12 protein-coding genes and 2 tRNA genes are annotated in these 11,891 nt (G+C 33.7%); 2 read left to right on the top strand and 12 right to left on the bottom strand.

The annotated features are described in order from the left end of the window. Nucleotides 1-80: 80 nt before the first annotated feature. Together D7Y06_RS21420 and D7Y06_RS21415 are read left to right on the top strand one after the other, a co-directional pair. Nucleotides 81-151: transfer RNA gene (locus D7Y06_RS21420), tRNA-Gly, on the top strand. 77 nt (nucleotides 152-228) lie between these two features. Next, nucleotides 229-301: transfer RNA gene (locus tag D7Y06_RS21415), tRNA-Thr, on the top strand. 290 nt (nucleotides 302-591) lie between these two features. Here D7Y06_RS21415 and D7Y06_RS21410 read toward each other — a convergent pair. From D7Y06_RS21410 to D7Y06_RS21355, 12 genes are all read right to left on the bottom strand, one after another. Further along, nucleotides 592-1,572 (bottom strand): hypothetical protein, encoded by a 981-nt coding sequence (locus D7Y06_RS21410; protein ID WP_120409646.1) that lies wholly within the window; start codon nucleotides 1,570-1,572, stop codon nucleotides 592-594. A 13-nt stretch (nucleotides 1,573-1,585) separates the two neighbouring features. Continuing rightward, complete coding sequence (locus D7Y06_RS21405) at nucleotides 1,586-1,954, bottom strand: hypothetical protein (protein WP_120409645.1); 369 nt, start codon at nucleotides 1,952-1,954, stop codon at nucleotides 1,586-1,588. Between the two features lie 89 nt (nucleotides 1,955-2,043). Beyond that, on the bottom strand, nucleotides 2,044-3,072 hold the full coding sequence (locus tag D7Y06_RS21400) for a hypothetical protein (RefSeq protein ID WP_120409644.1): 1,029 nt from the start codon (nucleotides 3,070-3,072) through the stop codon (nucleotides 2,044-2,046). Between the two features lie 69 nt (nucleotides 3,073-3,141). After that, nucleotides 3,142-3,618 carry a hypothetical protein gene (locus D7Y06_RS21395; protein ID WP_120409643.1) on the bottom strand — a complete coding sequence of 159 codons (477 nt, stop codon included), beginning with the start codon at nucleotides 3,616-3,618 and terminating at the stop codon, nucleotides 3,142-3,144. Nucleotides 3,619-3,648: 30 nt separating this feature from the next. Beyond that, nucleotides 3,649-4,662 carry a hypothetical protein gene (locus D7Y06_RS21390; protein ID WP_120409642.1) on the bottom strand — a complete coding sequence of 338 codons (1,014 nt, stop codon included), beginning with the start codon at nucleotides 4,660-4,662 and terminating at the stop codon, nucleotides 3,649-3,651. Nucleotides 4,663-4,689: 27 nt separating this feature from the next. Further along, a complete protein-coding gene (locus D7Y06_RS21385) occupies nucleotides 4,690-5,325 on the bottom strand; it encodes a hypothetical protein (RefSeq protein ID WP_120409641.1) in 636 nt (211 codons plus the stop codon). Further along, nucleotides 5,318-5,902 (bottom strand): BppU family phage baseplate upper protein, encoded by a 585-nt coding sequence (locus tag D7Y06_RS21380; RefSeq protein WP_120409640.1) that lies wholly within the window; start codon nucleotides 5,900-5,902, stop codon nucleotides 5,318-5,320. The genes D7Y06_RS21385 and D7Y06_RS21380 overlap by 8 nt, the downstream gene beginning before the upstream one ends. Before the next feature lie 26 nt (nucleotides 5,903-5,928). After that, the gene (locus D7Y06_RS21375; protein WP_120409639.1) at nucleotides 5,929-6,804 is read right to left on the bottom strand and encodes a phage tail domain-containing protein; all 876 of its coding nucleotides are present in this window, start codon (nucleotides 6,802-6,804) and stop codon (nucleotides 5,929-5,931) included. 1 nt (nucleotide 6,805) lies between these two features. Then, complete coding sequence (locus D7Y06_RS21370; RefSeq protein ID WP_120409638.1) at nucleotides 6,806-7,183, bottom strand: hypothetical protein; 378 nt, start codon at nucleotides 7,181-7,183, stop codon at nucleotides 6,806-6,808. Between the two features lie 22 nt (nucleotides 7,184-7,205). Next, a complete protein-coding gene (locus D7Y06_RS21365; RefSeq protein ID WP_120409637.1) occupies nucleotides 7,206-11,336 on the bottom strand; it encodes a hypothetical protein in 4,131 nt (1,376 codons plus the stop codon). A gap of 19 nt (nucleotides 11,337-11,355) precedes the next feature. Continuing rightward, nucleotides 11,356-11,595 carry a hypothetical protein gene (locus D7Y06_RS21360; protein WP_120409636.1) on the bottom strand — a complete coding sequence of 80 codons (240 nt, stop codon included), beginning with the start codon at nucleotides 11,593-11,595 and terminating at the stop codon, nucleotides 11,356-11,358. Nucleotides 11,596-11,649: 54 nt separating this feature from the next. Further along, nucleotides 11,650-11,891: hypothetical protein (locus D7Y06_RS21355; RefSeq protein WP_207667354.1), on the bottom strand; the 242-nt coding region annotated here is incomplete at its 5' end.

Genomic DNA, 11,891 nt, shown 5'->3' with positions numbered 1-11,891 from the left:
CCTAATTGATGCAAAAAAAATCGAAAAAATTAAAATTTATGGTAGACATTCTGATTCTAAAATGCTATAATACGGTTTAGGCAGATATGGTTCATTGGTAGAACGCTAGCTTCCCAAGCTGGAAAGGCGGGTTCGATTCCCGTTATCTGCTTTTTTTGTTTCAATAGTGTTGACAATTTCGACAATTTATAGTATAGTATTATCTGTTGAGACAAACAATCAACAAATGCTGGCATGGCTCAGTCGGTAGAGCGTCGCATTGGTAGTGCGGAGGTCACGGGTCCGATTCCCGTTGCCAGCTTTTAAAAGCCTTGATGATTCAGGGCTTTTTTCTTTATGGTAATCAAAAGGTAATCAAAAAGGTAATCAGACATATGTTCGATTAAAAAATAAGAAAGGAGTATCTTGCACGTATGACAATATGCTGATAGGCAGATGGTGTCCTTGATGAGTCCGAATCTCATTATCAGGATTTACAAATCACATCAGAATCGTAAAAAATAAGGGATAGCCGTGTTAGCTATCCCCATAAATTATTTATCAACAATTTTTAATATCTAATCTCTTAACCTATTCTTATATTACTACAATTTACCCAATCAAGAAATATGGACGAACGCCTGATTTTTTATATGGTGTGTCAAATATAACACGGGAAGTATAAGGGTTTAAACAACAAAACTCTGATTTCCCATCCGCATAATTTATTAACCAATAATCTTTAGAATCAAAACCACCATCACTATTTTTAATAATATCATTTACACCACCACATTTACAGTTTATTGCAGATGGATTTAAAGCAAATAATGGGAGAAATACAGAACAGGCATCATGTTCTTCTGGATTTGAATAGAATGAGGTGCCAAATATTTGGCGTTCTGAAAGTAATGAAATTATATATCTAGAACTTGCACCTGAATCACTCACGCCTCTAAGAACTCCGGCAGAATCAATATATTTTGAAACTATTCTCATATGTGGTACGATATGATTATTTAGTTTTGTATCTAAAGCTCTACCATAAGTATCTAGTACACTACGAAGGTTTGAACCATCAAATCCTCTAGTGATTGAATCCGATTGTGTATCATATAAAGAATGCATTTTTGTAAATGCGTTTTTTGTCACTATGCTCGCATGATGTTTGTTAATGTTTATATATACATTATTTCCTAAATTCAAATCTCCATAAAATGGAATTGTATCAAATCCTGCTAAAACACACCTAACGACCTCATTTGCAGTATATTCAGTCGAGATAGTAATATCAAAATAATCACCAATATACAAATCCTCAAATGTACCGTCAGAAATTCTTTCACAGATTTCATCAATCGTATATACATTTGTTAAATCTTTTCCTCTAAAAATCCCATTGTGTGAAGCGGCACAATCAACAAATGGGAAAGATTTTGTCTCTCCTATATTTGTTTCCAACATATTTTGGAAAAGTGTTTTTATTAAAGAATAAGGAACAGAACATGTTCCATTTGCAGTTTCAACAATAAATAAGTCACTATCATCAACAGTATTTGCCTGTGTTAATTCAGTTATCTTTTTCCCAGCCATATAATAGCCTCCTTTAATCTATGTTCTCATTAAGAACTAATTTTTCATTGGTATCAGTTAAAACACTCATACCGTCACTTGTTTTAATAGTAGAAATATTTAAATCTTCTATATCAGAAATTAACTGCTTCAAAAATTCAATATCTTTTTCTAAAGATTCAACTTTTTCAAAGTAAGCAGACAAGTCAGCCCATGTACCGTCCCCACAAAGAAAACATATGTGTTGTCCAGCAGAAGGGGATGGCACTAAGCCAGACTGTCCAGAAGAATCCGATGTTGCACCTTTCATATCTTTGTATTCTTCTTTGCTTACAAACCAATTTTTTAGTTTATTCAATAAAGTTGAAAGTCCTGAAAAATCTAAATATTCTTTTTTATTCATTCATAAGACCTCCATTAAAAAAGGAGCCGTAACACTATATAATGGTGTTATAGCCCCTTTTGATCAGTTATTAGAAGTACTAAGCACTATTAACAGAATAAAGAATTAATCTGTGCTTCAGTAATCGGCGTATATTCCACACTCTCCAAATCCTCTACTTTAGTCTGTAAAGCTTCAATATTCTTCTGATTTACAGTAACCTGACCTTCTTTTAAGGCATTAACAGCTCCAGCAACTTCGTATGCATCTGCATTAGTGTAAGCCGCACTTCCAAGCCCAGTTACTTTTACATCTGTTCCATTCACGGCAATCGTACCGTTTTCAACACCAGAAACAATATCAGATGCCTGTAAAGCAGAATCAGCTTTAGTTAAGGAATCCTGAACATCTACTGCAAGTTTTGCTTTTGTTACATTACCATCTGCAATTTTTACAGTTGTAATAGCATCATCTGCTAATTCTACTGTTCCAATAGAACCAGCCACGATAGTAGCACTGATTTCTCTTGTGGAAGGATTAATTGCTAACTGAACCTGTGTCGCAGAAGCCTGAGCAGTGTAAATATCAATAAGTTTCCCAACGTTGATATAAATTTTGTCAGAATTTTCAGTGGCAAGTGTCAATACAAGGTATGTACCTTCATCCTGTCCTTCTGGATTTTCCTCAACAGTACCAGATGACACAACCATATCTTTTGGAATATCAATTGTTGCAACGCTTACATTATTCTGTTTAATAGTATAAGATTTTGCCATTCCTTCTGTAGTAACAGAGGTATCAACAGTAATCGCACCCACTTTAACAGAATCCCCGACAGAACCTTTGATTTCATTAATTGCAGATACAAGATCTGATTTAGCAGTAGTAGTTAAGTCTGCAATAGTTCCAATTTCACTCTGCAATTCATCTTTTGCGGTTTTGACAGTTTTCTTAACGCTTCCATCAACAGTTTCATCACCATTCAAAATAGTGATTTTGTTTTTCAATTCGGTGTCATCATACTTTGCATCGTTGATAGCTTTTTCCATTCTGATTTTAGATTTCTCATCATAAAGAGCCAATCCCTCCATATCAAGATACTGTTTCTTTGTTACTGTTGTTTCGTTTGAATTTGCCATATAAATGACCTCCTAAAATATATTTTTTTGTATAATAAAAAAAGAAACCTTTTACAGTTCCTTTGATTTCTATTTAAAAAGTTCTTCAATTTTTTCATGTGGGATAGATTCTATATCTAGTTTATCAGTTGTGCTTCCAGTGTCAGACCCAGTAGAACCACTACCAGAATCTCCTCCTGAAGCATCATTAAACAGTGACAATATTTCTCTGTTTGGAATAGGTTCTGTATCATCATTTTGAATTATTGTTATTCCTTCACAATTACAACCGCCTCCACCAGTAGTATTTCCTCCTGTACTTCCAGATATTACTTGGTTGGCAACTTTTTTCCAACCAGAATTGGAAAGAATAAAACGCACACCATTTTCTAAACATAAACATTCAGAACCAAGACTGCATATATGATTAGCAACGGTATCACCATTTTCTTGTATTCCCTTTTTAACATTTGTTGGCATTAAATCTATATCGTGTAATGTTTCAGCATAAAATAATTTGTATCCAACATTGTTTTTGTTTGTTGCTACTTCTTGTATCCAAAACAATTTATCACCTGCTTTCTAATTCTTGTTTGTTTAAAATACTCTAAGTACCTTCAAATTTTTGTTAGGATTTGAAATACACTGGTTAATATCACCATGTCCAATAAAAAGCCTTATATTTCTATATGAGTAAGTTAATAAGGTTGCGCCATCATCACCAGACACAGAATCTTCCCATTTTATCTGTTTATCATATAATAAAGTAGCCCAGTTGCCGCCGCTCATTATACCAGATCCTGGAATTGGTTTCGGGGGAGTCCCATTAGCGGAAACTAATAAAGAATTTTCAATCAGAGAAGGCATTGTTTGATTACTTCCTGTATTTTGATAATATAGGGCAATCCAACAACCTGTTTGTGATGTGTTGTTATAGAGTCCATATTCTGCATATATTTTACCATTTGTAAGCCCTTGTTCGTATCCAGCAACAGAACCATCAGATTGTCCAGCACTATATCCAACATTATATCCGGCACTATGTCCTGCATTATAACCACTATTATAATTCATAGTAGAAACTTCATTCGTAACTGTATTAATTGCCGTTGCTAAGGATTCAAAACTACTATCGCCAGTCAGGTAAATATTTCCACCCGGAATATTGCTGATAGTATTGGCGATAAGTGATTTACCATCAGCTACAGATTTTCCCAAATTTGATGTTTCAGTGTTAAGAGAACACAAAGCTCCCCGTACCGTTCCATTTCCAATTTTTGATATATCGTCAGTTCCTAATAACTTGTAAAGATAGCGGACATTTTTAATCATTGTAGATAATTTTTTAAAAATACTTTTATGGGTTTCTCCGCTTTCTAATATATCTATATCTGTCCAGGAATCAAATGATGAAGAATCGCCACTTTCAAATGTAATGACATTGTCTTTGGTGTCGCTTTCTTTATACATTCCTGTATTTAACTTATTACTGATTGGTTCGCCGTTTTTATCATAAACGGCAGATGCCAAAGTACGTGGAAAGATTATAGTACCACTTTTAGAGTCTTTATGTATATAATCAATTATTCCTTTTTTAATATTTAAACTCATTTAATCACCTTCTATATAACATGTTGGCTAATTTGATGGTTCATCTTTCGATTGAATCAGAATAGGCGTATTTGAATTTAGTTCATCAAGTATTCCTGTTATAGTGCCATCTCCAAACCCACTAATATCTGTTGTTCCTATTAATTTATACAAATCCTGTAATTTTTCATCTAATATATTAGTTATGGCTTGTCCCAGCATAGATTCTGTCACATAATCTGTGCCAAGAGGAATATCTACCACTTCACTGTTTTTATCTCCGTAAAACACAAAATTTTCAGGTTTATGCATTACTGTAGACCAAGTAACAGAAGAATGATAAAAAACATACCCATCTTCACGATCCAATTGTGTATCATCTACAACAAGATAAAGGCTCTCTAAATGTTCATCTGAGCCGTCATCTAAAACTAATACACTATCTCCGTTTTGTACATCTTTTTTTGTCAGCAACAGACGCTGTTCATTATTTTCAACTTTGACAAGGTTGTCCAAGGCGGTTTTTGGGATTCTGTCTAATGGAATTAACCGGTTTTCATCCAATTCAGCAACACCATTCGGCTGTCCACGTCTTACGATTTTAGCCCAATGTTCTTTGATGACAGATAGAAGAGTTAAAAACCCATGCTTATTTAAAAATTCATCATTACTTATTTCATTCATTTTCTTCACCTCCATCATTGATATCAAAGCATTCATTGAACATTCCATTTATATCTACATCACTTATTGTGAATACTCCTACCTGATTCATAGTTACAGTATGTGGGTTATCATAATTCTTTAAATGTTTCGCACATTCGTCTACAATTTTTAATTTAGATAACAATTCATCAATGACATTAACAGTTACCATCGACATGACTTCATCATTATCTATGGGCGATTTTTCAACGATGATGTTAAAACAAAGAGGAGATATAATCTTCCCATCTTCATAAATTTTTATCTGTGCTTCCAATGTTCCAGGAGTCGATGTAAATTGCTCGCTTGGAATAATGGTTACAGTTCCATCATTATTAATCGTTACATTGTTTATGTCATCAATAAAAGTGCCATCTGGTTTATGTACTTGATATCTTACGGTTGCCGTCTGGCTGATAGGATATGGTTTTCTATTATCTGTTACAGTAATATTTATCGGTCTGGAATTTAAGTCATACTGGCTCATATGCACTGTTACAGATCTGTGAAGTGATAAATCAATTACGATATTATTTTGCTGTAAAGTAAAACTCAACTTATAAAAATCTCCTTTCCAGTCAACTACAGTCCAATTTTTCTAATAGGAGAGTAGGACAGTTTGATTTTGCAGTCTATATTTGTGATAAATATATTTTTAGTGCCGTTGTCGAGCAGCCCATTATAAATACTATATAGTCGTGGAAAAGTGTAGTTGAAATCATTAGAAAGTTGGTGTTCAGGAAATGAGGTAGATATGAGTTGATTTTTGCCATCAATTACTATTTTTTCATTATAAGAACAATTTTGTATTTCTGTAATTTTATGATCTAATAAATCTTCTTCGCAATGCTGCAATTTAAAAACTTTAGATTTTATCAGTTCATCATTTACAAATTCATTTTTTCCATCTTCAAGAAAAGTAATTTCAAGATTAGGTCTAATATAGCCCTCCTCATCAGAAATATCATAAAAATAGAAAGGTGTGTCTGCTAAACAATTATATTCAACAGACACATCCTCTAAATATCCATAATCAGCATCGGTAAGTAATGTTAATTCAAAACCAATAACTTCCCCTTGTAACTCTATCTGCTTTGTTGAAAATACAACGTTCAAATATAAATCTTCATAATCTTCCTGTATTATTTTGAATTTATAGTATTTTTTTCTACATAACCACCGTTGGATTGCAGAAATCTCTTCCGTTGAAATCACCATTTCATCTTGTGAAGAAACCAGACAGGGATTACGGCATATTTGGAATGTAGCAGTATATGCACTGTCGTATGTGGAAGACCCAATCAAAAAATGATTGCCACCAGATGGGCTGAATTGGTTAAATGAAATATCCGCACCAGAAGATACAGTTTCCAAACCTTTGTTACTATCAAAATTGCAAAGAATTAGTCCATAGTCTGATAATAATTGACCATCATATTCAAAGTCTTTTGCATACATGCTATTCCTCCAAACATTTTTCTAATGACAATATATCCATAGGAGAGATTGTTATATTTCTCAAATCGGATTTAGAAATTTTAGAAATGTCAACATCAATTTCCTGAGATAGTAAATCAGACATTTTTGAATTGAATTCTTCTATGTTTGTTATTTCTTCAATACTGCCATCATTTTTTGTAATAACATTTCCTTCTGAATCTTTTTTTGCGTATCTTTTTATAATTTCGTTTCTTTTGTTGTCAATAACTTTTTTAACAACATCCATTTCTTTAATATTTTTCGCAATAGAACATGCGGTATTTAAGTTCATTTCTTTTGTTATTAATCGTGAAAAAGCATCGCAAATATTTAAAAATTCACTTCCTATTATTTTCATTTGATTATTTCCTCCACATTTATCAAGCTAATTTTTCTATCCTGTTTTCTAATACAGATATTTTATCCTGTAACTTCTTGATCATATATGTGTTTAATGCAATAAATTCCTCATACCTTAAAGAATACAGTTCATCATATTTCACATCTGTACCATCCCCGGATTCTTCAGAGGGAACAACGGCATCCTTTTCTATTATGATTCCTGCAAAATCCTCTGTTGTAAGGCCACTTTTTTCAAGGGATTCTTTCACAGACCTTGCGCCAAATCCGATGTGTTTTCTGTGATACATTTCTTTGTTTGTATCTTTGTATTTATACAACGTTGGCTTTAGATGGTCAAAAAATGTCTCATACTCATTTGGAATATCAAATAAATCTTTGAAATTTTCATCGGATGTAATCGCAGTTGAACCAGATGACCCTAAATAAACCCCTCCGCCTTCGTGTGCATATATCCGAATCGTATTTCCTCTCAATATAGTTGTTGTATCTGTATAATTACTGCTTGTTCCAAATCTTTGTATTTTATTATTAGTATCACTTGTAAAAACTTCCCCAAGGCTTGACATTATTCTTTTGTTGATATAAACATCCTTGGTAAAGGAAGCTGGCGAATCAATTAAAACCTGATAGGAATGCGGGGCGGAGATATGTAAGGGGGTCGTGTCATCCCCTTCATTTTCTACATACAGGCATTTGAAATTTGTTCCCAATGCGCCGGAGTAAAGACGGACTGCATCTTTTGCATAAAGTTCTGTAGCGTTGATGCTTCCAGATATGGATAATGAGGAACCGTTATAAACCATGTTCCCATCAGCTAAACTTAAAATCCCCTTAGATGTAATATTTCCGTTTTTATCAACTACATAATTCCCATTACCTATATTGAAAGAACCACCATATATATTTGCGGTTGAAATAATATCACCGGAGAAAGAACCACCATTTGCATGAATAACACCCTTTACTTCAAGGCTTTTCCCATCATAAACGATACCGTTGCTGCATAAGTTGATTTCTCCTTTGGTAAACAGGTTCCCTTTGGTATCTACGACAAAGCTGCCGTCTCCAATATCAATAGAACCCCCAGTAAAGGAAGAACCTTTTATATTGCCTGTTACATTGATGTTCCCATTTTCGTCTGTATAAAAGCAGTCTGCTTTGGCATTAGATATCTTGAATAACTTTTCTTCATTTGGGTTTATAAGTACCGTGTTCTTCCCGTTGGTGATGCACAAACCGTCTTTGTTGAATTTCAGTGTCCCGTTTTCTGTATAGATACCAAGGTTTTCACCAAGGAAAAGCTTTCCGACTACAGTTTTTGCAATAACGCCGAAAGTGTCAACATTTCTTCCTGTCTCTGGGTCAACATAACTAATTCTCCCAATTCCAGAATCTATAGTATTCCATCCGTCAGAAGTCGTATATAACCCATTATTCACCAGTTTGATTTGACATGGGTGGTAATCATCTGTGAGGTAATCATACATCCTGCATAAAATACCGTTTCCGTCTATAACCAAGTCCTGATTATCTGCATTTACATATTTTACTTTCGTGGCATTCAGCCCGTCTTCAACCCAATTCTTAACATAATTATTGATTATGTTTGAAGCCTTATCGTTTTGGAGTTTCAAGCTGTTATATGTAGAAGAAAGTGATTTTGAAGAGTTAATAACTGATTGCAGGTCAGAATCTTCTTCCTGGATTTTTTCAACAGTGGACAATTCGACATTTATGGATTGGATGTCATCATATTTCACAGAGTAAGATAACAGCCTTAATTTATATACTTTGTCATTGTTTCCAATTCTTATCCAGTTGCCAACACAAAAATGATCTGCTATCGGTTTAAATTCTTCCAATTCAAGCAGGTTGTTCAGGTCGCATGTAATGGAATATTGTGGACTGCTGGCTTTATAAAGTTCTTTATTTGCGGCTTCCAATAAATGCCCTGCATCCTGTATCAATTTTGAGTTTGATGAGCCATCAGAAATATAATTTGGATTATTGTAAGTATCTTCTCTGCGGTAAGAATGAAATGTTTTCCAAAGCCTGTCCCCTAGATATGTTTCAAGATCCAAAGTTTTTTGTGTCTGTAACCTAAGCTCATATAATATGCCGGAGTTGTTTTCATAATCATAAACAGTCTTTATGTAAGATAATTGCGAATCACGTTTTTCTAATTCAGAACCAATGTAATTCAATCTGTTTCTATAAAATGAAGTATATTTACTTACTAAATCAATTGTATTCCAATCATCAGACATACTAGTCTCATTTAATATTGACTGTATTAAATTCAGACATGTGCTGAATGCTGAACTTAAATTGGATAATTCGTCAAATGAGTAGTATTCCAACTGTATTTTAAAATCTGTATCGCTGATCTGTAATCCTGTAAGATGTTTTGATTCCAGTTCGGATTTATCCCCCATAGCCCTGTAAATACACTGTTCAATGTAAAGTTCAGAGTTGTCGCTGACATATATGGTAATATCATCACTTGTCAAACTTTTTCTATTTCCGTTTTCATCTTTTTCTGTTAAACTTTCCAGTTTAAGTTTACCAATCCAACATCCTTTAGCTATTAAATTTCCATTTGTATCTTTTATTGCTTTAGTATAACTGATTCTTATTAAAGATAAGTCATAATAAGCCTTTTTATAAAATAATCTTGCAGTTTTGGAAATGGCGTTTTCAATATAGGATGCTTCAGATACAAAAGGATTGGAAACTGCTATTTCATTTTGAAACTCAGCAGAAGTAGTTGTATTATCTACTATTATCTTAAATCCGTCCGAAAATCCATTCACAATATTTTCCATAGATGTTTCAATATTATCACCGCTGATATCAATTTCTGGCATCATGGATGATTTTAGGAATAAATATAAGTCAATGACATCATACATAGCAGAAGTAGTAGCAGGAAAACCTATCATTGGGTTTGATAATGCAAGATAAGACTTATTGGGAAATCTAGTTTTAACATATTTTACAACTTCATTATAATTCACGGTGATATCTGTATTGTCCGCTGGATGATTCAAAAAATACCTGTTGCATTCATTGGTTTCCAATGACATATATTTTTCATATAATTCATCATAAGATTCTATTTTCTGCAATAAATCTTTAGGCATATCTGCTTTCATTTCAGGTGAGTTCCTATATATGTACTGCCCCCCGTTTGGATTACAGGAACGGACTGCCGCACTCATTAAATCGTCTCCCCCTTCAACATAGAAGCAGTTTTTTAAAGAATCTGCATTTGTCTCAATGCTTATTTTATTTGCAAGGTTTTCCACTGTAATAAACACCGTGGTATCTTCCCCAATCTGTCCATCTGCATTTTTACTTCCACATTCCGGGCATACGTCAGAAAAATCCCCCCGGTATCCGCAGTCTTTACATGTATTATACATATCATAAGCATTGATTGTCCTGGACATAGAATCATAAAGAAAGATGCATCCAAATTCCTTTGAAATCTCACCGCTTAAAACATCATAGACAGCAGAATCGTTAATAGAAAATTCACGCTGGATGTTCTGTAAAGATTTGTCTACATGCCCGACTTTATAATGCGGTGCCTTTTCCAATAACCTATGAAGCAGAGAAGAATGTTTTAATAAATTTTTCTTCCTGTCATTGTCATAGTCTTTATATTTACCCTGGTATTTTTCATTCTCCCAATCCATGGTATCAAAATATTCTGGATTCCTGTAAAATATAGTAGGAAAGTTTTCATCATACAGAGGATTTAAGATATCATCCGGCGTATTTATTTCTATGTCTCTCAAAATAATCTGTGACAATTCTGATTCACATAAAGATGTAGCCTTGACAGTTTTTATATGTTGTGAATCTTGTTCTGTATCCACTTTTATCTCAAAGCGTTCTTCAAATTCTGGTACATACAAAATGCGGAAATCTACAATATCATCCCACTTTGCTAAAGAATTATCCTTGTTTAAATTATCCTCATTTACTATATTGAATGACAATTCATTAGGTGAATTGAAATTTTCCGTATAAGCTAAATCTGTAAAATTTACAATGTTGCCATAAGTATCAAAATTTCTGTTCTGGAGCAGAAGAGTGGGGATTTCCACACAGTACTGTTTATCAAATTTCATTTTTGCCATGAATTACAACCTCGCCATCTCAAAGTATTTTCATACATTCAACTTCACGGATCAATTTTTTATACTCCATTTTTAAGCCATATAATTCATCATTCAGTTTTCTATATTCCTGATAAGCACCTTTGCATAATTCCAACTGGCCATTCAATTTATCCAAATCATACAGAGATAGTTCCTGTTTTAAAGCTCCGTTTTCTTTTTTTAAAGATTCATTGATTCTTTTTAAAGTTTTGTTTCTTCTTTTTAGTATGTTAAACATTCTTCCTCCATCAAAATAGGAGAGTGTATGACACACCCTCCTGTAAATGTAACATTATCTGTACAACCTTGCGTTTCCAATACCTTTTCCTTGGAAATGAGCACCTATTGCTACTGCCATACATTTTGTAGATTTGCCATTTTTACAAATCTCATCCCGTAATTGCTGTCCGAATGCTTTTGGATCGTTCACGCCGTGCATGTTGATATCACCTACCTGGACAGTAATATTATTCTCCATATTCCTCGTAACCTCCGGCATATTGACAGTCGGAGACTGGATATTCCACAAAGCTG

The organism is Roseburia sp. 1XD42-69 (genome assembly GCF_003612565.1).
Lineage (GTDB): Bacteria > Bacillota > Clostridia > Lachnospirales > Lachnospiraceae > Roseburia_B.
Note: the sequence above shows the minus strand (reverse complement) of the source record. Positions and strands in the feature narration are given on the sequence as shown.